Source organism: Streptomyces sp. KR80 (assembly GCF_052245555.1).
Lineage (GTDB): Bacteria > Actinomycetota > Actinomycetes > Streptomycetales > Streptomycetaceae > Streptomyces.
On the sequence record NZ_JBQQCD010000003.1, the window covers coordinates 138,697 to 157,368 of the forward strand.

Below are 18,672 nucleotides of genomic sequence, written 5' to 3' on the forward strand. Positions count from 1 at the left end.
GCTCTCCCTCGGTAGCGTGTCCGAGCGGCCTAAGGAGCACGCCTCGAAAGCGTGTGAGGGGGCAACTCCTCCGTGGGTTCAAATCCCACCGCTACCGCTCTGAATGAAGATCACGGAGGGCCCGGCTCGTGCGAGCCGGGCCCTCCGTGATCTTTGGTCTCGGTTCGGGTCGCAGTTGACCGTACGAGGGCTCCGGCTCACCCGTTCGGGTGCGGGTCCGGCTAGACTCACGCGACCGTACAGGCGGGCCGGACGAGCGGGCACGACGGAAGGGGAGGCGAGCGAGCATGGTGCAAACGAAGAAGGTCGCGCTCTACGTGATCATCGTCTTCGTGCTGTACACGATCATCACCTCTCCCGAACGCGCCGCCGAACTCGTCGGGGTAGGGTTCGAGGGCATTTCGAGCGCCGCACAGGGTGTCGGCGAGTTCATGACGCAGCTGGTCAACTGACCAGCCGCCCTCCCCCCGACCAACGCTGGGGGTGCCCCAGGGTGGGGGTGCCCCGGCGAAGCCAGGGAGAGCACCCCGGCCCCGAGGAGCACACCGCATGATCCGCCACCTGGTCCTCTTCAAGCTGCACGACGGTGTTGAGCGCGACGACCCGCGGGTGGTCGCCGGAGTGAAGGCCTTCGAGGAGCTCGAGGCGTTGATTCCGGAGCTGGAGTGCTGGGAGTGCGCCTGGAACATCTCGGACCGTCCGATCGCCTATGACTACGCCATCAATTCGGCGGTCGCCGATGCCGACGCCCTGCAGCGGTATCTGCAGCACCCGGCGCATCAGGCGGCGGCGGAGCAGTGGCGCGAGTTCGCCACCTGGGTGATCGCCGACTACGAGTTCTGACCCGTACGGGTACCGGGCCCCTCCCCAGGGCGAGGGGCCTTCCGCATGTTCGGACGGCCTCGCAAAGCTATACCCCAACTTGCCGCCAACACGGTGTTATACGGTGCTTGCACACAGTGCACATGTCTTGTGATGCTATGACCGCTTTTGCCGGATGAGTGGATCGAGCACCGCGAAGAGGTGGCATGACCGCGTCGGCCCGTACAGCGTCCGAAGCGCCGCCGCCCCAGGGCGAGGGCGCCGAAAAGTCCAGCGAGAGCAGCCGTGAGTCCACCCGCGAAAGGCCGCAGCAGAGCACCTCTCGCGAGCGCCGGGGCGCGGACACCAGGGCGCTCACGCAGGTGCTCTTCAAGGAACTGTCGGCACTGGAGCCGGGCACGCCGGAGCACGCGCGGGTGCGCGCCGCGCTGATCGAGGCGAACCTGCCCCTGGTGCGCTACGCAGCCGCCCGCTTCCGCAGCCGGAACGAGCCCATGGAGGACGTGGTCCAGGTCGGCACCATCGGCCTGATCAACGCGATCGACCGCTTCGATCCGGAACGCGGAGTGCAGTTCCCGACCTTCGCGATGCCGACCGTGGTCGGCGAGATCAAGCGCTACTTCCGGGACAACGTGCGGACCGTGCACGTACCGCGCCGGCTGCACGAGCTGTGGGTGCAGGTCAACGGAGCCACCGAGGATCTGACGGTGCAACACGGCCGCTCCCCCACCACGGCCGAGGTCGCCGAGCGCCTGAAGATCGCCGAGGAGGACGTGCTGGCCTGCATCGAGGCCGGCCGCTCGTACCACGCCACCTCGCTGGAAGCGGCCCAGGAAGGGGACGGACTGCCGGGCCTCCTCGACCGGCTCGGATACGAGGACCCCGCGCTGGCGGGAGTCGAGCACCGCGACCTGGTACGCCATCTGCTCGTCCAGCTGCCCGAGCGCGAGCAGCGGATTCTGCTGCTGCGCTACTACAGCAATCTGACGCAGTCCCAGATCAGCGCGGAGCTGGGGGTGTCCCAGATGCATGTGTCCCGGCTGCTGTCCCGGAGCTTCGCCCGACTGAGGTCCGCAAATCGGATCGAGACGTAACCGGTACGAGGGACCATTCCAGCACAGATATGTCGACTTGGCGCTACAGCGTGTTGCCGACATGTGACATTCTGCAGGAACGCGTTTGCCGCGGGCGCGCCTCCGGTATTCAGGTGGAGGTTGCGTTCCTCGACGAACGAGAGCGCGCAGCGACCCGTCCGCGACCTCAAGGGGGTGGCATGTCCGTAGAACTGGGCAGCTCGAAGGTGCTCACCGAAGACGCACCACCCGTTCTCGACCACTGCGACGCAATCGACACCCGCACGCTCTCCCGCTCCCTGTTCCTGCGGCTCGCCGCGCTCGGTCAGGACAGCCCCGAACGCGCATACGTCCGCGACACTCTCATCGAACTGAACCTCCCTCTGGTCCGTTATGCGGCTGCCCGCTTCCGCAGCCGGAACGAGCCCATGGAGGACATCGTCCAGGTCGGCACCATCGGCCTGATCAAGGCCATCGACCGCTTCGACTGCGAACGGGGCGTGGAGTTCCCGACCTTCGCGATGCCGACGGTGGTCGGCGAGATCAAGCGCTTCTTCCGCGACACCAGTTGGTCGGTGCGGGTGCCGCGCCGGCTCCAGGAGCTGCGCCTCGCCCTGACGAAGGCCAGCGACGAGCTCTCCCAGCAGCTCGACCGGTCGCCAACGGTGACCGAACTCGCCGTGTGCCTGGGGGTGTCGGAGGAGGACGTCGTCGACGGCCTCGCGGTGGGCAACGCGTACACGGCGAGCTCCCTGGACTCTCCGTCGCCCGAGGACGACGGCGGCGAGGGCTCCCTGGCCGACCGGCTCGGTTACGAGGACTCTGCACTGGAAGGGGTGGAGTACCGGGAGTCGCTGAAGCCGCTGCTGGCGAAACTGCCGCCCCGCGAGCGGCAGATCATCATGCTCCGGTTCTTCGCCAACATGACGCAGTCTCAGATCGGTGAAGAGGTGGGCATTTCGCAGATGCATGTGTCGCGGCTGCTCACCCGTACGCTCGCGCAGCTCAGGGAAGGTCTGATCGCGGACTGACGGCGTGCGGCCGATCGGCCTGGACCGGCCGCGGCCGCGCGCTTCACAGCTGATGTACCGTCAGCCACACTGGGCCGATGCGAGGGTTGACGCGAGGGCGGCCGCAGCACGGAGCCCGTCGCCGGGCTGCGGCGATCACGGCAGCCGTACTGTCCCTGGGGGCGCTGCTGACGGGGTGCGGTGGTGGCGGCGGAGACGACGGTTATGTGGCGGTCGGTGCGGTCGGGCCGAGCGCCGAGGAGGCGCGGGAACAGGCCGTACCGCCCGAGGGCGAGGTCACGTTGATTCCCCTCGACACGTCGGAACGCGGCAACGGGCCCGGTGGCGCGGGCGCGGGGTCGACGCCCGGTCGGACACCCGAAGCGTCCGGAGGACCGGACACTCCGCAGGGCATCGACGTCGAGGGCAGAGGTGGACACCCCGGACCTGGCGGAACGAGCGACGGCTCCACTGGGTCGGGCACCGGTGGCGGCCGACCAGGGGATGGCACGGGCGGCGGATCCGGACCCGGGCACGATTCCGGCAACGGGCCCGGCAGCGGCGATCAGGGGGGAGACCCGGGGCGTCCGGACGACCAACCCCCGCCTCCCGGGCCAGTGCGCCCCGCCGCGCTGTCCGTCGGTTCACCGGAGCGCGCGCCCACCGACCAGCGGTGGTGCGAAAAGGTCACCCTGGACCTGCACAACACCGGGGACGAGCCCGTCACCTCAGGCACGGTCACCTTCGGGACGCACATCATCGACTCGATCGGTATCGACTGGGCGACCATCGTGTCGACCAGGAAGCTGCCCGTGCCGATCGTGGGCGGGCAGCGGACGGAGAAGACCTGGACGGTGTGCGTGGACGCATGGCGGGTCCCGTTGGGCATGCATATCGAGACCCAGGACGTCGACGTCGCCTGGAAGTGACCCGCCCCGTCCCAGGGGCGGCCACGGTGCCGACCGCCACGGCGGCCGCCCGGGAAGGTCAGTTCAGGGCAAGCCAGGCGACGGCTGCGACGACCACGACGATCGCCAGGACACCGGCGATCAGTCCGACGCGCGGACCAGCCGATGCGGCGGGCCGGCGTCCCGTCGCGCCCTCGTCGACGAAGGCCCGGAACATCTGGGTGTTGCCAGCCGGGTCGTAGTTGCCCTCGGGCTGGTTGGGGTTGTGTGCCATGGGCCAGGACCCTAGCGAATGAGTGGAATCCCGCACACCCCCGGGGCGCAACGGCCTCGGCCTGCGACTTTACGAACCCGCGGTCGGCTTTACGGACCCGACCGGCGCCGTCCGGGCCGCAGACTCGCCACTGGGCCGCCCGCAACCCTTCATTAGTTTGCCTTCAGCAACCAACTTGTTTATGGTTGCCCTAAGCAACTTGCATCGGTCGTCGTCGTCGTCGGGAGGAGTGCCATGGCAGCCCAGAACCTGTACGAGGAGCTGGCCCGGCAGCTGACCGCGGTCGGGACCGTCAAACGCGGACTCGCGCGCAACCTGCCGCCCGACTGCCCGGCCGGCCCGACCGCCGTCCTGCACCTGCTGCGCCGCCACGGTGAGCTGCGGATGAGCAGACTCGCCGAGCTGCTCGCGATCGACATGTCCGTGACCAGCAGACACGTTGCCCATGCAGCCGAGCGCGGCTGGATCGCTCGCGCACCCGACCCGCTCGACAAGCGGTCCCGGCTGCTCCGCCTCACTCCGAGCGGCGAGCGGCTGCTCGCGGAGATCTCCCGGCGCTACGTGGACACCCTCGCCGCGGCGCTCCAGGACTGGTCCGACGAGGAGGTCGGACAGCTGAACTCGCTGCTCATCCGGCTGCGGGCCGACTTCGGCGACTGCCGCTCACGCGGCCCGCTGCCCGCCACCCGTACTGCCCCAGCGTGACGAAGAGGAACAGCATGGCAACGACCGCACCAGCCGGTGTGCGGGGAGACTCGGACACCCGCGTGCGCGCCGGACACCCCGAACACGCCCCGCCCATGAGCCATCGACAGATCATGGAGGCCCTCTCCGGGCTGCTGCTCGGCATGTTCGTCGCAATGCTCTCGTCGACGATCGTCTCCACTGCGCTGCCGGAGATCATCACCGATCTCGACGGCGGCCAGAGCGCGTACACGTGGGTGGTCACCGCGGCGCTGCTCGCGATCACCGCCTCGACCCCGCTGTGGGGCAAACTGGCCGATCTCACCAGCAAGAAGACGCTGGTCCAGCTGTCACTGCTGGTCTACGTCGCCGGCTCGGTGGTCGCCGGACTCTCGCAGAGCACCTCGATGCTGATCGCCTGTCGCGTCGTCCAGGGCATCGGCATCGGCGGCATGACGGCGCTGACCCAGATCGTCATGGCCGCGATGATCTCCCCGCGGGAGCGCGGCAGGTACAGCGGCTACCTCGGCGCGACCTTCGCCGTCGCGACTGTCGGCGGCCCGCTGATCGGCGGGGTCATCACGGACACCGACTGGCTCGGCTGGCGCTGGTGCTTCTACGTCGGCGTGCCGTTCGCACTCATCGCCCTGGTCGTGCTGCAGAAGACCCTGAAGCTCCCCGTGGTGAAGCGTGCGGTGAAGATCGACTGGGCCGGCGCGTTCCTCATCACCGCCGCCGTCTCCCTGCTGCTGATCTGGGTGACCCTGGCCGGCGACAGGTACAACTGGATTTCGTGGCAGACGTACGCCATGGTCGGCAGCTCGGTCCTGCTCGGCGCGGTCTTCGTGCTCGTCGAGGCGAAGGCGAGCGAACCGATCCTGCCGCCACGCCTGTTCCGGAACCGGACGATCACGCTCACCTCCTTCAGCAGCCTCTTCGTGGGTGTCGCGATGTTCGGCGGGACAGTCTTCCTCAGCCAGTACTTCCAGCTGGCGCGGGGCGAGTCCCCGACCATGTCCGGCGTCATGACCATCCCGATGATCGCGGGGCTCTTCGTCTCGTCGACCGTCTCGGGCCTCGTCATCACCCGGACCGGCAGCTGGAAGCGCTGGCTCGTCGCGGGCGGCACGCTGATCACGGCGGGGCTGGGACTGCTCGGCTCGATCCGTTATGACACCGCCTACTGGCACATGGCGGTCTTCATGGCCCTGCTGGGCCTGGGCATCGGCACGATGATGCAGAACCTCGTCCTCGCCACGCAGAACCAGGTCGGCCCGAAGGACCTCGGCGCGGCAAGTTCCCTCGTGACCTTCTTCCGCACGCTCGGCGGGGCAGTCGGGGTCTCCGCGCTCGGTGCGGTGCTCAGCCACCGCATCACGCACTATGTCGAGGACGGCCTGCGCGTTCTCGGGCACCGGGCCGCCGGTGCGGCAGCAGGGTCCGGCAGCACGCTGCCGGACCTGGACGCCCTGCCGGCTCCGGTCCGTACGGTCGTCGAGAGCGCATACGGGCACGCCGTCGGGGATGTGTTTCTGTACGCGGCACCGATGGCGCTGGTCGCCCTGCTGACGGTCCTCTTCATCAAGGAGGTCCCGCTGAAGACCCGGAGCGGGCTGCAACAGGCGGCGACGTCCGGCGGCGGGGGCAACCGCGCCGAGTGAGACCCGGTACGGACGAGAAGCGGGAGCGTCGGCTGCTGTCGACCCGTCAGCCGCCGTACGCTGCGCTCCATGGCTCCCGACATCGCGACGAACACGACTGTCGACCTCGACGGACTGCTGGACTTCGTACGGTCCCGACACCGCGCAATCCTGCTGACCACCCGCTCGGATGGGCGTCCGCAGGGCTCCCCGCTGACCTGTGGCGTGGACGACTCCGGGCGGCTGGTGGTCTCCACCTACCCCGAGCGGGCCAAGACGCGGAACGCGCGCCGCGACGCGCGCGTGAGCGTGATTGTTCTGTCGGACGAGTGGAACGGCCCCTGGGTGCAGATCGACGGGACCGCGGAGGTGATCGACGCGCCGGAGTCGGCCGAGCCGCTGGTCGAGTACTACCGCAACATCGCTGGGGAGCACCCGGACTGGGACGAGTACCGCGCCGCGATGCTGAAGCAGGGCAAGTCCCTGATCCGCATCATCCCGGAGCGCTGGGGCCCGATCGCCACGGGCGGCTTCCCGGCCCGCCTAGCCCCCCAGTCCTGACCCGCACCTCGTACCCGCCGCCGGCCCGGGCAAGGCGCTGCGCCCCGACCCGTCAGGGCGCCGTGCCCTGACGGTCAGTGGTGTGGGAGCCGGACGCGGTCTCGCGCCGCTGCGGCCCCGGTGCCGAGCGGTCCCGCATCGCTTCGATGCTGGCGATCGCACAGTCGAGTGCGAAGTCGAAGTCCCGGGTCCGCCGCTCCTCGGCCGTGGTCCCGTCGCGCGCCTCGATGACCTCCCAGGCCTCCTGGAACTCCTGACGGTCCTCGATCGCCCCCCTCACCTGCCGGAGGAAGTCGTCCTGGCTGACGCACGCCTCCCGGCAGCGGGCGACGCACCGGCTCTCGGTCGTGCCGAAGCCGTACACGAACTGATGGACGAGAGCCATCGCGCCCGGCAGCTGCGCTGCCGTCAGTCCACTGCTGCGCAGCGCGCGCTGTGCCGCGCCGGTGAACGCCATCGCGGCCGGCCCGACGTTGAGGTACTCGCCCATCAGCCGGGACACCCAGGGGTGCGTGACCAGCAGCGTGCGGTAGGCGTCCGCCAGTCGGCGGAGCTGATCACGCCAGTCACCCTCGCCCTCGTCGGGCAGGGCGACCTTCCCCGTGACCGCGTCCAGGGCAAGCTCCAGCAGATCGTCCTTGGTGTCGACATACCAGTAGACCGACATGGCCGTTACTCCGAGCTCCGCGGCGAGCCGCCGCATGGAGAACTTCCCCAGCCCCTCGGAGTCGAGCAGCCGGACGGTCGTCGCGACGATCTTGTCGCGGTCGAGTCCGGTCGGCTGGTCGCTCTTCCGCGCCGGCGCAGGGCCCCCGTCCAGCCACACGCTGGTCCGCGCGCGGCGGGATCCGCGTTCGGCAGCTGTCATGGCGCACCCTCCTGCAAGGACGTACGCGGAGCCAGCGGGTTTCGTTCGGTCGCCGGGCCCTTCGATGCTATGCCGCTCTCGCAGCGGAGCCTGCGGACGAGGCGTCCTTCTCGGCGCAATGGGAGGGACGGCTGGCCATGCCCCATCAGCTGACTCGGCTTCAGGCCGGGGAATCTGCAGGGAAGTTACGCGTCCGGTCCGCCCCGTATCGGTCGGCGAGCCCGCCATGCCGAAAGGCGCACACTGTAGCGGACATCTCGTACGTCGTATGACACTCTTCGATATGGGGTGTTCGACGCGGTCGTCGCACGGTCCTCCGCGCCGAGCCGACATGAGAGCCGAGGAGGCCTGGATGCCGCCGCGCCGCCGTTTCGCTCAACTGCTGCTCGCCGCCGGGATCCTGGGCGTGGTCACCGCGCCACCCCCGGCCCATGCCGATCCGTCCGGCCCGACGGGACATCGTGTTCCGCTGCGTGTCGCGACGTACAACATTCACGCCGGTGCCGGGCAGGACAACGTCTTCGATCCACGGCGCACGGCCGCCGCGATCCGCGCCCTGGACGCCGATGTGATCGGACTTCAGGAAGTCGACGTCCACTGGGGCGCGCGTAGTGAGTGGCGCGATCTCGCCGACGAGCTCGCCGCCGCCCTGGGCATGCGGGTGTACTTCGCGCCCATCTACAGTCTCGAGCCGGCCGAGCCGGGCAAGCCGCGCCGGGAGTTCGGGGTCGCGGTGCTGTCCCGCTTCCCGATCCTGAGCGCCGAGAACCACGAGATCACCCGGCTGTCGACGCAGGATCCGCATCCGGCCCCAGCCCCGGCGCCTGGCTTCGCCGAGGTGGTCGTACGGGCCCGGGGGATCCCCGTGCACATCTACTCGACACACCTCGACTACCGGCCCGATCCGTCCGTGCGCAGGGCGCAAGTCGCCGATACCCGGCGCATCATGGCGGAGGACTGCGACCGGCGGCATGGCAGGTGCCCGCAACAGGTGCTGGTCGGCGATTTCAACGCGGAACCGGACGCACCGGAGCTGGCACCGCTGTGGGAGCGGCTGACCGATGCGGAGCCGTCCAGTGACGGGCTGACCTTTCCGGCGCAGGACCCGGTGAAGCGCATCGACTACGTGACGGTGTCGCAGGGCATCCGGATGCGCGGCGCGGAGGTGGCCGAGACGCTCGCCTCGGACCACCGCCCTCTGGTCACCGATCTACTGGTACGGCGTCGTCGCTGATCAGCCGCCCCTCAGCGCGGCCCTTGGACCGCCCGCCACCGCCGACCGTCGTCAGAAGAGTCCGCCCTGCACCCCGGTGCCCGCGGCGGGCCGCGCGGCCAAGACCCGTACCGGCGCTGTCGTCGGCCGGCCCGGCTTCGCGGCCCGCAGTACCCAACCGGCCGCCAGTCGGCCGTCGAGCACCAGCACCCCGTCCTCCGTCCCGAGATGGAGATCGGGCCCGGCCGCCCCGAGCAGCTCGCCCGACACGGCGACCCCGTCGCCGAGCGCCGTGACGTCGGCCATGTGCCCGGCGGACACCCGGGCGGCCAGCCGGTCCAGGCCGAAGAGCCTCTCGTGGTCGACCGGTTCGAAGGGCGCGCGTTCCAGGGACTCCGGCCAGCCCGGCAGCTCCGCCACGCGCGCGTGGAGTGAGGCCAGTTCCGAGAACCGCTCACCGACCGGCGGCAGCGCCGCCCGTACCGACCGTTTCTCAGCCGAGGGAATGCGGTCCTTCACCCCCAGCGCCGCCCCGAGCAGCTCCTCGGCCCGGCGAGCACCCATCAGCGGGCCCCGCCCGAGCCAGGTGAAGGTCACGGCCCCCTGTTCCAGCAGCCTGACCGAGCCGCGCGCTGCCGCCGTGATTCCCACCTTGAGGAGCGCGGGACCGAAGGAGGCGAGGTAGACGGCGTACGGCTGTGGGTCGTCGGCCCGGGTGTCGGCCGCCACGGACCGGGACCGGTCGAGCCGCGCACAGTCCGCGCACTGCGCGCTCCGGCTCCGTACGGGCACGGCGGCGGCCTCCGGGCAGGGGGTCCGATGTCCCCCGCGCCACACCCCCGTACAGCGGCGGCCGCCCTCCACGACGAACGCCAGCGGCTGCCCGTACCGGATCCGGCTCGTCCGTTCACCGGCTCCCGGGTGATACCACCCCAGCCCGGGACCATCCGTCCCCCAGACCGGCCCGGTGCACCGCCAGGCGTCTCGCTCTGCCGATGTCACAGTCCTCCCGGAACGCCGAAGGCCCCCCATGCGTTCATGGGAGGCCTGGTCAGAATGCGCGCTCGGCAGGATTCGAACCTGCAACCTCTTGATCCGTAGTCAAGTGCTCTATCCGTTAAGCTACGAGCGCTTGCGTCTCGGCCTTTTCATGCCGGTCGGCGTTGCGGGAACAACATTACATGACCTGCCGCCGGAGGCGAAATCCGTTAACCATCCCCATGCTGACCTGGGGAAACAGCCTCCAGAGAGGTCAAGAACGGCTGAAGCCCCGGCTGTCGGAGCCAGGGCCTCACCAGATCCAGGAGATCGAGCGGAGGCTCCGGGATTTGAACCCGGGATGGGGGGTTACCCCAAACCGCATTAGCAGTGCGGCGCCATAGACCAGACTAGGCGAAGCCTCCTCGCACACTCAGCCGTCCCGAAGGCGAAGGGTGTGTGCAGATGATGGCACAGCCCTGCGGGCTGCCACCAATCGCCCCCTACGGTACCCGTCGCGCGTGCGGCAGAGCAAAGCCCTTACCGCGCGCGGGACGCCCTCGTTCCCCCCTTTGGCGCCCGTCTTCTCCGCAGCGCCCGGCCTCGGCCGCGGCCCTCTCGGCTCTCCTGGCGGTGCCCGGTCACTCCCGGGGACAGCGGCAGGTTGCGCAACGCCCCGGCGGCAGGAGCGTTAGTCATGGCGGGCTCGCTCCCCCAGCTACCGCTGGGAGGTGCCCCAGGGCTCGCCTCAGCTGGCCCTGCCGCCCTGCCCGTCCCGCCACCCAGGGAGTCCCCGATGCTGCTCCGCCGCCTCGCTCTCACCGCGATCTCCGCCGCGGCCGCCCTCGCGGCGGTACCGGCCACCGGAGCCGCCGCGGTTCCGACACCACTTCCCATGCCCCTGCCGACACCAGACCTTCCGGACATCGTGCCGCCGGCCGGGGAAGACCGTCTCACCATCACCATCAGCAACACCGGAAAACGTTCCCTCGACGGTACCTACAGTCTCGAGTGCCATCCGGCGGGCGGTACGCACTGGGACGCCGAGGCCGCATGCGACCGTCTCGACCAGATGACGCGCTGGGGCGAGGACCCGTTCGCCCCCGTCGAGCCCCGCAGCGCCTGCACGATGATGCACGGCGGCCCGGCGACGGCCCATGTCAACGGCACCTGGGCGGGCCGCCCGGTCGATGCCCACTACGACCGGGCGAACGGTTGCGAGATCGCCCGCTGGGACAAGCTGCGGCCGGTACTCCCGGAGACCGGCCCCTGATCGAGCCCTGACCTGGAATGCAGCCGTTTCCCGCCGCAGCATGGGGCCGAGTGCCTTATGTCGGGCGTAGACCGAGTCGCACGAAGTCGCCATCCGCCCTCCGCTCATCCGCCGTCGCGCCCGCAATGGCTGCCCGTAGACTCCCTCCCGTGACAGGCCCCGGGAGGCGCGGCAGAATGGCCAGGGCTGTCGGCAAGGTGCAGTGATCAGGGAGGAATGGTCGTCGTGAGCAGCAGGCCATCCCGAGGAGCTGCTCGCCTCGCCGCCATACTCGACGCCCTTCCCGATGCATTGCTGCTGGTGAACTGCAACGGCACGGTCGTCAACGCCAACACCATCGCACTCGAGACCTTCGAGGCGCCCGGCACTGCGCTCGTGGGCCGAGGGCTGCTGGACCTGCTTCCGGCCTTCGACTCCAAGCGGATCCCCGGCTCGATGCGGCGGCCGGGCGACGAGGAGCCAGGCAGGCGGACGAAGCCGACCCGGATGGTCGCACGCCGAACGGACGGGTCGGAGTTCCCCGTCGAGGTGACCAGCGCCAACTTGGAGGACGGCCGGACCCCGTACGCCGACCCGTCGCTCCACCAGTTCACCGGCGACGAGCTGCTGATGCTCGTCGTCCGCGACCTGTCCGGAACGGTCGACACCGAGGCCGAGCTCGCCCGGCAGCAGCGCCAGACGGAGATGATCCTGCGCGCGGCCGCCGAGGGTGTCGTCGGCGTCGACACCGACGGCAAGGTCGTGTTGGTCAACCCGTCCGCCGCGCAGATCCTCGGCTACCGCGCGAGCGATCTCGGCGGCAAGGAGCTGCACCCGCTGATCCAGCACTCACGGACCGACGGCACCCCGTTCCCGTACGAGGAGTCGGCGCTCGCCGACACGCTGCGGTCCAGCCGCAAGCACCGGGTGCGCGGACAGGTGCTCTGGGCGAAGGACGGGCAACCGGTGCCCGTCGACCTGACGACCGCGCCCGTACGGGACGGGGAGCAGCTGGTCGGCGCGGTCATGACCTTCACCGACCGGCGCCCCTATGAGGAGCTGGAGGCCCGGCACGCGGAACTGAAGGCCCGGGAGGCCGAACGGTATGCGGAGCTGGAAGCCCGCGAGGCCGAGCGGTACGCGTCACTGGAGGCCCGGGAAGCTCAGCGGTACGCGGAACTGGAAGCGCGGGAAGCCGAACGGTACGACGCGCTGGCCGGCCGCCACGCGCAGCTGATCTCCGTCCTGGGCGAGTCGCTGCGCGGACCGATGGAACAGCTGCGCACCGAGCTGGGCACGCTGGCCTCCGACCCGGCTGGACAGCTGTGGCCCGAGGCCAACCAGATCCTGCACTACCTCACCGCCGGGTACGCCCGGATGACCACGCTCGTCGACAACGTCCTGAGCTTCCAGCGGCTGGATTCCGGACAGGAGCAGCTGCAGCGGGAGGTCGTCCCGCTGGATGCCGTCGTGGCGGCGGGTGTCGAGGGCGCGGTCGAACTGATCGGGCCGGGGCGCGCGCAGTTCGCGGTGCACGCCCCGCCGTTGCAGGCCGAGGTGGACGCGAGGCGGCTGACCCAGGCCCTCGCACACCTGATCGCGGACGTGGCCGGAGTCGACGCGACGGGGAACGCCCCGGCCGGGGGCGTCACCGGCGACTCGACGATCGTGGTCGCGGCCGCGCAGCGCGGCGAGGTGGTACGGATCGAGGTGCGCGGGCCGTACTCCGGGGGGAACCCCGTGCACGAGCCGATCGTGCGCGGCATCGTGCGCCAGCACGGCGGCGTGCTGCAGACGCATGAGGTACCGGGGATGAGCGGGAGCGCGTATGTGCTCGAAGTGCCGCTTCGCGCCGGGAACCCGGACGCGACCACGGCGACGGCCGTAGCGGGCGCGGGGGCGCCTGGTGCGGCGGATGCACCAGGGGCACCGGGTGATTCCCACGCCGGGGAGGCGCGCACCGATGAGACCTCGGGCGGCAGCAGAGGGGTTGGAGGCGGCGGGGACTCGGGTACCAGCGGTGGTTCCGCCGTTGACGCGCCCACGATCCCCGCGCAAGCGACCGATTCCCCGACGCCGACCGGTCGACGCCGGGCGCGTCGCCGCGCGGCGAACGAGGGGGCGGCCGGTGCCGAGTCCGGCACCGGGTCGGTCGGCTCGGATGCGCTCGGCTCAGGGATGCACGGCGCCGGAACGGCGGGCGGTCCGGTCGGGTCGGGCGGGTCGGCCCAGCAGGCACGCGCTCTCCCTGCGCTGCCGTCTGCCGTGGCCTCTGGCGACACGGATGTCTCCAAGCCCGCTCCGGTACCGGCTTCCTCTACGACTCCGACGCCGACGGGCCCGCAGCCGACCGGGCGCCGTCGTGGACGGCCCAGCCCGGAGGAGATGGAGCCCGTAACGAGCGGCGACATGCCGCAGTCGGCAGCCGGTCCCTCAGAGGCGCCGGATGCCGCTGCTCACGCCGCCGGACCGAGGTCAGGCCGGCGTGCACGGCGCGGCGGTACGGGTTCGGGTACGGGTTCGGGTTCGGGTTCGGGTTCGGGTTCGGGTTCGGGTTCGGACGCGTCGTACGGCTCACTGGCCACCGCTGCGGAGCGCTGGGCACAAAGCGACGAGACCAGCAGCGAGTACGGCCCGCAGTCGTCGGGGAGTGTTGCGACCGCGAACGGTGTGCCACCCGCCGCCGTACCGCCGCAGGGCACCGGCCCGCAGACCGAGGGCCGGGGGACCGAACCGACTGGGCGGCGAGCCCGCCGCGCGACCCCTCCGGCGGCGGAGTCCGGCAACGGCACCGACGGCGGCCGGACGGGGAGCGCGCTGCCCGCCCTGCCCAGTGAGTCGGCGGACCACAGACCCATGAACGGATGGACCGGTCCGGGCGGTCAGGGCCAGGACCTCAGTCCCGTCCCGGCACAGTTGCGCAGGGACGAACAGAGTTCCAGTCCCGTGCCCGGACCGTACGACGAGGGCAGGGACGGCAGGACCTTCGGGCCCGGCGCGGCTCCGACACCGGTGCCACCGCAGGGCCGGAGTCCCGAGCCCACGGGGCGGCAGGGCCGACGCGTACAGCCGCCCGGTGCCGACGAGGCTGCCACGCCTGCGGGCGGCACGGCCACGAGCTCTCCGGCGCAGGCGCAGTCCGCCGCGCCCGCCCTGCCTGCGGCAGGCGGGCAGGCGCCGAGTACCTCAACGGCAGGCGGTCGCAGGACGCGGCGGGCATTGGCCGATGGCGAGCGCCGGCTGCCCGGTCAGGGCGGGACGAGCAGCCAGGACGACACCGTCGGGGACCGGCAGGCCTTCGCGCTGCCGCCCGCCGCGGGTGACGAGGCGCGGTCGGCGGCTGGTGCCGGGGGGCAGCCCGGTGACCGGTCACCCGACGAGCGCGGTGGGCACGGGCCGGTGCCCGAGGGGCCCGACTACGACCACACACCGCCGCAGCCGCACCCGGTCCCGACGGGACGCCGCCGTGCGCGACGCGACCCGGCCGAGGAACAGTTCGAGGCGAGCGAGCCGGCCGCCGGGACTCCTGCGCAGGGATTCCCCGGGCAAGGGACGCCCGCGCACGGGACTTCCGCCGGGGAAACGCCCGCCCACGGAAGGCCGGCGCAGGGAACCCCCGCCCAGGGGACTCCTGCGAGGGAAACTCCCGCTCCCCCGCCCATGCCACCGGAGCGCCCCGGCGACCAGCACCCACCGGGCGGGGCGCAGCCGAAGCCGCAGCCCCTGCCCCCGGAGGCGCAGCCGTCGGACCAGGCCGATGACTCCACCACACAGTCCCGCGCGATCAGCGTGCGCACGCTCGGCCAGAACGTGCCCTTCGCCCAGCAGGTCGTCGACCAGCAGCGGCCGCCACAGCCGCCCGCACAGCCGGCAACCCCCTCCGGCAAGCGGCGCAAGCTCGCCGCCCCGCCGCAGGAGGGGGAGCGCACGCTACCCGGCGCGCCAGGGGCCGCCGCACGCCCCCGGGAATCACAGCAGCCGCAGCCACCACGGCTGTTGGACGCGAACGAGGGCCGGGCCTACGCGATAGGCGCCCCCGACGACGGCGCCGAGGGTCCTGAGCCGCTGGACGGACCCAACGGCGCCATCGATGTCACCGACTCCCAGGGCGCCCCTCCGATGGACGACGAACTGCCCCCCGAGCCGCTGGACAACCCGCGCCGACTGCTCGTCTGGCCCGCCCCGGACGGCCCCACCCAGCAGGCGCTGAGCGACCGTGGCTACCGACCGGTGATCGTGCACTCCCGCGAAGAGGTGGATGCGCAGATCGCGGCGTACCCGGCGGCCCTGTTCGTCGACCCGCTGACGGGGCCGATCACGCGGACGGCGCTGCAGTCGCTGCGTACGGCCGCGGTGGCGGCCGAGGTGCCGGTGCTGGTGACCGCGGGCCTGGGGCAGGCAACCCGGGAAGCCGCGTACGGTGCCGACCCGGCCGTACTGCTGAAGGCCCTCGCCCCGCGCGACAGCGAGCAGCACCCGCCCCGGGTGCTGCTGATCGAGGGGCACGACGCCATCGCGGGAGCCCTCTCGGCGACGCTGGAGCGGCGCGGCATGCAGGTCGCCCGCGCGGGCTCGGACGCGGACGCGGTGACGCTCGCGGCGCAGATGCGTCCGAACCTGGTGGTGATGGATCTGATGCAGGTGCGTCGCCGCCGGGCCGGAATCGTCGACTGGCTACGGGCGAACGGGCTGCTCAACCGCACGCCGTTGGTCGTCTACACCTCGGCCGACATCGACCCGGCGGAGCTTCCACGGCTCAGCTCGGGCGAGACGGTGCTGTTCCTGGCGGAGCGCTCGACGAGTGCCGAGGTGCAGAGCCGGATCGTGGACCTGCTGGCGAAGATCGGCGCGAACTGAGCGCGACGCGGGGGACGATGCCGGACGATGCCCCGTCCCGGCCCCTGGCCCGACGGCGTGCGGAACCACCGGCGCCGGCGACTATGCGCCGGACGCCCAGCGGTTCCGGCGCTCACAACTGCGTGACGTCCAGCTCCCCGTCCGCGTACTGCTTGCGCAGCACCTTCTTGTCGAACTTGCCGACGCTCGTCTTGGGCACGGCCGGGATGACGGCCCAGCGCTCGGGCAGCTGCCAGCGGGCGATGCGCTCGGCGAGGTAGGCCCTGAGCGCCTCGTAGTCCGGGGCGGCGCCGTCCTTCAGAACGACGGTGGCGAGCGGTCGTTCGCCCCACTTCTCGTCCGGCACGGCGACGACCGCCGCTTCAGCCACCTCCGGGTGCCCCATGAGGTGGTTCTCGAGCTCGACCGAGGAGATCCACTCGCCACCGGACTTGATCACGTCCTTCGCCCGGTCGGTGAGGGTGAGGTAGCCGTCCGGCGTGATGGTGCCGACGTCACCGGTGCGCAGCCAGCCGTCCTCGCTGAACTTGTCCTCGGGCCGCAGTGGTTCACCGGAGTTGCCGCCGTAGTACGCGCCGGCGATCCAGGGGCCGCGGACCTCCAATTCGCCGGCCGAGGTGCCGTCCCAGGGCAGGATCTCACCGCCCGGACCGGCAAGACGGGCCTCGACGGAGGCCGGGAAGCGGCCCTGTGTCAGGCGGTACGGCCACTCCTCCTCGGCCGTGAGCCCGGCCGGCGGGTGGGCGACCGTGCCGAGCGGTGAGGTTTCCGTCATGCCCCAGGCATGCACGACCCGGATGCCGTACCGCTCCTCGAACGCCTTCATGAGCGCCGGCGGGCAAGCCGACCCACCGATGACGACGGTCCGCAGACTGGATACGTCACGCTGCTTGGCGTCGAGCTCGCCGAGCAGTCCCTGCCAGATTGTCGGAACGGCTGCGGCGAGGGTCGGCCGCACGGTCTCGATCATCTCTGCCAACGGGGCGGGCTGCAGGAAGCGGTCGGGCATGAGCAGCGACGTGCCGCCCATGAAGGCGGCGTGCGGCAGGCCCCAGGCGTTGACGTGGAACATCGGGACGACCGGCAGCGCGACGTCCGCGGTCGTCGTCGCGAAGGACTCGGCGCTGTTGACCTGCATGCAGTGCAGATAGATCGAACGGTGGCTGTAGAGGACACCCTTGGGGTCGCCGGTGGTGCCGGAGGTGTAACAGAGGGCGGCGGCCTCGCGCTCGTCGATCGCCGGCCAGTCGAAGGCGGAGGGGCGGCCGGCGATCAGCTCCTCGTAGTCGTGGACGCGGACCCGGCTGGCATCGAGGACAGATCGGTCGCCGGGGCCTGCCACGACCACGTGCTCGACCGGCTCGAGCTGCGGGAGGAGCGGGGCGAGGAGGGGCAGAAGGGAGCCATTGACGATGATCACGCGGTCCGCGGCGTGGTTCACGATCCAGGCCAACTGGTCTGCGGGAAGCCGGAGATTCAGGGTGTGCAGGACGGCGCCCATCGACGGGATGGCGAGGTACGCCTCCAGGTGAACCGCGTTGTTCCACATGAGCGTGGCGACCCGGTGATCGCCCACGACGCCCAACTCGTCGCGCAGGGCGTGCGCCAGCTGCGCGGCACGTGCTCCGATCTCCGCGAAACTGCGGCGCTCGGGCGCGTCCTCGCCGGTCCAGCTCGTGACGTACGAGTCGGCGTGGGCGGTCGATCCATGCCGCAGGATGCGGCTCACTGTCAGCGGTACGTCCTGCATCGTGCTCAGCACCGGTGCCTCCCGAAGGCGCGGTCACGCGACGGTCATGGTGGCCTGATTCTGCGGCCATACCGTTGGGTATGTCACTACCGCGTGCACGCTCCGGTCGCGGCTTCCCGGTTCAGCAGGCGTGAGCGAGCTCGGGGTCCTCACGCAGCTTGGACAGCGCGCGGGAGACGGCGCTCTTGACCGTACCGACCGAGACGCCGAGCACTTCGGCGGTCTGGGCCTCGCTCAGGTCCTCGTAGTACCGGAGGACGACCATGGCCCGCTGGCGGTCGGGCAGCCGCAGGATCGCGCGCCACATCGCATCGCGCAGCCCTTGCTGCTCGGCCGGGTCCGGGGCCGGGGTGGCCTCGGGCTCGGGGAGCTCCTCACAGGCGAACTCGTCGACCTTGCGCTTGCGCCACTGGGAGGTCCGGGTGTTCACCAACGTCCGCCGTACGTACCCGTCGAGCGCTCTGTGGTCGGCTATTCGTTCCCAGGCCAGGTAGGTCTTGGTCAGCGCGGTCTGCAGCAGGTCCTCGGCGTCGCACGGGTTCGCGGTCAGCGAGCGAGCGGTGCGCAGGAGCACGGGACTGCGGTCTCGCACGTACGACGAGAACGACGGAAACGAGGGGGACATTGCGGCGGATGCGCCGGTGCAGACAGGCGTGGTCATGCACTCAACGCTAGGAGCGGCGGATGTTACCCGGATCGGCCGTAAGTGCCGAAGACGGGTCCCCCTCAGGTCGTACGGGCGACGGGGCCCCAACCTCCCAGAGGTGGACTGGTCCTCGGCC

Annotated in this window: 16 protein-coding genes and 3 tRNA genes; 12 read left to right on the forward strand and 7 right to left on the reverse strand. The window is 71.0% G+C overall.

Annotation, left to right across the window (positions count from 1 at the left end; translation table 11 throughout):
• Nucleotides 1-10: 10 nt before the first annotated feature.
• The 6 genes from ACTWQI_RS06030 (at nt 11) to ACTWQI_RS06055 (ending at nt 3,834) form a co-directional block, all read left to right on the forward strand.
• A tRNA-Ser gene (locus ACTWQI_RS06030) sits at nt 11-97 on the forward strand.
• Between the two features lie 190 nt (nt 98-287).
• The gene (locus ACTWQI_RS06035; protein ID WP_443268144.1) at nt 288-452 is read left to right on the forward strand and encodes a hypothetical protein; all 165 of its coding nucleotides are present in this window, start codon (nt 288-290) and stop codon (nt 450-452) included.
• A 97-nt stretch (nt 453-549) separates the two neighbouring features.
• Nucleotides 550-843, forward strand: a complete 294-nt coding sequence (locus ACTWQI_RS06040) for a Dabb family protein (RefSeq protein ID WP_443268146.1) — start codon at nt 550-552, stop codon at nt 841-843.
• A gap of 185 nt (nt 844-1,028) precedes the next feature.
• Nucleotides 1,029-1,916 (forward strand): RNA polymerase sigma factor SigF, encoded by an 888-nt coding sequence (locus ACTWQI_RS06045; protein WP_443268148.1) that lies wholly within the window; start codon nt 1,029-1,031, stop codon nt 1,914-1,916.
• A 179-nt stretch (nt 1,917-2,095) separates the two neighbouring features.
• The gene (locus ACTWQI_RS06050; RefSeq protein ID WP_443268150.1) at nt 2,096-2,926 is read left to right on the forward strand and encodes an RNA polymerase sigma factor SigF; all 831 of its coding nucleotides are present in this window, start codon (nt 2,096-2,098) and stop codon (nt 2,924-2,926) included.
• A 77-nt stretch (nt 2,927-3,003) separates the two neighbouring features.
• Nucleotides 3,004-3,834, forward strand: coding sequence for a hypothetical protein (locus tag ACTWQI_RS06055; protein WP_443268151.1), 831 nt, complete (start codon nt 3,004-3,006; stop codon nt 3,832-3,834).
• Between the two features lie 58 nt (nt 3,835-3,892).
• Here ACTWQI_RS06055 and ACTWQI_RS06060 read toward each other — a convergent pair whose 3' ends face one another.
• On the reverse strand, nt 3,893-4,087 hold the full coding sequence (locus tag ACTWQI_RS06060) for a hypothetical protein (RefSeq protein WP_443268152.1): 195 nt from the start codon (nt 4,085-4,087) through the stop codon (nt 3,893-3,895).
• Between the two features lie 234 nt (nt 4,088-4,321).
• Between ACTWQI_RS06060 and ACTWQI_RS06065 the strand changes: the two genes are divergently transcribed.
• From ACTWQI_RS06065 to ACTWQI_RS06075, 3 genes are all read left to right on the forward strand, one after another.
• Complete coding sequence (locus ACTWQI_RS06065) at nt 4,322-4,792, forward strand: MarR family winged helix-turn-helix transcriptional regulator (protein ID WP_443268153.1); 471 nt, start codon at nt 4,322-4,324, stop codon at nt 4,790-4,792.
• Between the two features lie 14 nt (nt 4,793-4,806).
• Nucleotides 4,807-6,432 carry an MDR family MFS transporter gene (locus ACTWQI_RS06070; RefSeq protein WP_443268154.1) on the forward strand — a complete coding sequence of 542 codons (1,626 nt, stop codon included), beginning with the start codon at nt 4,807-4,809 and terminating at the stop codon, nt 6,430-6,432.
• A gap of 69 nt (nt 6,433-6,501) precedes the next feature.
• The gene (locus tag ACTWQI_RS06075; RefSeq protein ID WP_443268156.1) at nt 6,502-6,972 is read left to right on the forward strand and encodes a PPOX class F420-dependent oxidoreductase; all 471 of its coding nucleotides are present in this window, start codon (nt 6,502-6,504) and stop codon (nt 6,970-6,972) included.
• Nucleotides 6,973-7,024: 52 nt separating this feature from the next.
• Here the strand turns inward: ACTWQI_RS06075 and ACTWQI_RS06080 are convergent, their stop codons facing one another.
• Nucleotides 7,025-7,840 (reverse strand): TetR/AcrR family transcriptional regulator, encoded by an 816-nt coding sequence (locus ACTWQI_RS06080; RefSeq protein WP_443268158.1) that lies wholly within the window; start codon nt 7,838-7,840, stop codon nt 7,025-7,027.
• A gap of 352 nt (nt 7,841-8,192) precedes the next feature.
• Between ACTWQI_RS06080 and ACTWQI_RS06085 the strand changes: the two genes are divergently transcribed.
• The gene (locus tag ACTWQI_RS06085) at nt 8,193-9,074 is read left to right on the forward strand and encodes an endonuclease/exonuclease/phosphatase family protein (RefSeq protein WP_443268160.1); all 882 of its coding nucleotides are present in this window, start codon (nt 8,193-8,195) and stop codon (nt 9,072-9,074) included.
• A 51-nt stretch (nt 9,075-9,125) separates the two neighbouring features.
• Here ACTWQI_RS06085 and ACTWQI_RS06090 read toward each other — a convergent pair whose 3' ends face one another.
• The 3 genes from ACTWQI_RS06090 to ACTWQI_RS06100 all read right to left on the reverse strand — a co-directional run bounded on the left by ACTWQI_RS06090 (nt 9,126) and on the right by ACTWQI_RS06100 (nt 10,456).
• On the reverse strand, nt 9,126-10,085 hold the full coding sequence (locus ACTWQI_RS06090; protein WP_443268161.1) for a DUF2797 domain-containing protein: 960 nt from the start codon (nt 10,083-10,085) through the stop codon (nt 9,126-9,128).
• Nucleotides 10,086-10,112: 27 nt separating this feature from the next.
• A tRNA-Arg gene (locus ACTWQI_RS06095) sits at nt 10,113-10,185 on the reverse strand.
• A gap of 181 nt (nt 10,186-10,366) precedes the next feature.
• Nucleotides 10,367-10,456 (reverse strand) — tRNA-Ser (locus tag ACTWQI_RS06100).
• A gap of 371 nt (nt 10,457-10,827) precedes the next feature.
• Here ACTWQI_RS06100 and ACTWQI_RS06105 point away from each other — a divergent pair.
• Entirely contained in the window at nt 10,828-11,304 is a 477-nt protein-coding gene (locus tag ACTWQI_RS06105; protein WP_443268162.1) for an SSI family serine proteinase inhibitor, read from the forward strand.
• Between the two features lie 225 nt (nt 11,305-11,529).
• On the forward strand, nt 11,530-16,140 hold the full coding sequence (locus tag ACTWQI_RS06110) for a PAS domain-containing protein (protein WP_443268164.1): 4,611 nt from the start codon (nt 11,530-11,532) through the stop codon (nt 16,138-16,140).
• A gap of 112 nt (nt 16,141-16,252) precedes the next feature.
• Here the strand turns inward: ACTWQI_RS06110 and ACTWQI_RS06115 are convergent, their stop codons facing one another.
• Together ACTWQI_RS06115 and ACTWQI_RS06120 are read right to left on the reverse strand one after the other, a co-directional pair.
• On the reverse strand, nt 16,253-17,902 hold the full coding sequence (locus tag ACTWQI_RS06115) for a long-chain fatty acid--CoA ligase (protein WP_443268166.1): 1,650 nt from the start codon (nt 17,900-17,902) through the stop codon (nt 16,253-16,255).
• A gap of 109 nt (nt 17,903-18,011) precedes the next feature.
• On the reverse strand, nt 18,012-18,551 hold the full coding sequence (locus tag ACTWQI_RS06120; RefSeq protein WP_443268167.1) for a SigE family RNA polymerase sigma factor: 540 nt from the start codon (nt 18,549-18,551) through the stop codon (nt 18,012-18,014).
• Nucleotides 18,552-18,672 lie beyond the last annotated feature (121 nt).

Bases quoted from the DNA above. Each gene is read 5' to 3' on its own strand.
- ACTWQI_RS06035 (WP_443268144.1), top strand. From the start codon at position 288: ATGGTGCAAACGAAGAAGGTCGCGCTCTACGTGATCATCGTCTTCGTG.
- ACTWQI_RS06040 (WP_443268146.1), top strand. From the start codon at position 550: ATGATCCGCCACCTGGTCCTCTTCAAGCTGCACGACGGTGTTGAGCGC.
- ACTWQI_RS06045 (WP_443268148.1), top strand. From the start codon at position 1,029: ATGACCGCGTCGGCCCGTACAGCGTCCGAAGCGCCGCCGCCCCAGGGC.
- ACTWQI_RS06050 (WP_443268150.1), top strand. From the start codon at position 2,096: ATGTCCGTAGAACTGGGCAGCTCGAAGGTGCTCACCGAAGACGCACCA.
- ACTWQI_RS06055 (WP_443268151.1), top strand. From the start codon at position 3,004: ATGCGAGGGTTGACGCGAGGGCGGCCGCAGCACGGAGCCCGTCGCCGG.
- ACTWQI_RS06060 (WP_443268152.1), bottom strand. From the start codon at position 4,087: ATGGCACACAACCCCAACCAGCCCGAGGGCAACTACGACCCGGCTGGC.
- ACTWQI_RS06065 (WP_443268153.1), top strand. From the start codon at position 4,322: ATGGCAGCCCAGAACCTGTACGAGGAGCTGGCCCGGCAGCTGACCGCG.
- ACTWQI_RS06070 (WP_443268154.1), top strand. From the start codon at position 4,807: ATGGCAACGACCGCACCAGCCGGTGTGCGGGGAGACTCGGACACCCGC.
- ACTWQI_RS06075 (WP_443268156.1), top strand. From the start codon at position 6,502: ATGGCTCCCGACATCGCGACGAACACGACTGTCGACCTCGACGGACTG.
- ACTWQI_RS06080 (WP_443268158.1), bottom strand. From the start codon at position 7,840: ATGACAGCTGCCGAACGCGGATCCCGCCGCGCGCGGACCAGCGTGTGG.
- ACTWQI_RS06085 (WP_443268160.1), top strand. From the start codon at position 8,193: ATGCCGCCGCGCCGCCGTTTCGCTCAACTGCTGCTCGCCGCCGGGATC.
- ACTWQI_RS06090 (WP_443268161.1), bottom strand. From the start codon at position 10,085: ATGGGGGGCCTTCGGCGTTCCGGGAGGACTGTGACATCGGCAGAGCGA.
- ACTWQI_RS06105 (WP_443268162.1), top strand. From the start codon at position 10,828: ATGCTGCTCCGCCGCCTCGCTCTCACCGCGATCTCCGCCGCGGCCGCC.
- ACTWQI_RS06120 (WP_443268167.1), bottom strand. From the start codon at position 18,551: ATGACCACGCCTGTCTGCACCGGCGCATCCGCCGCAATGTCCCCCTCG.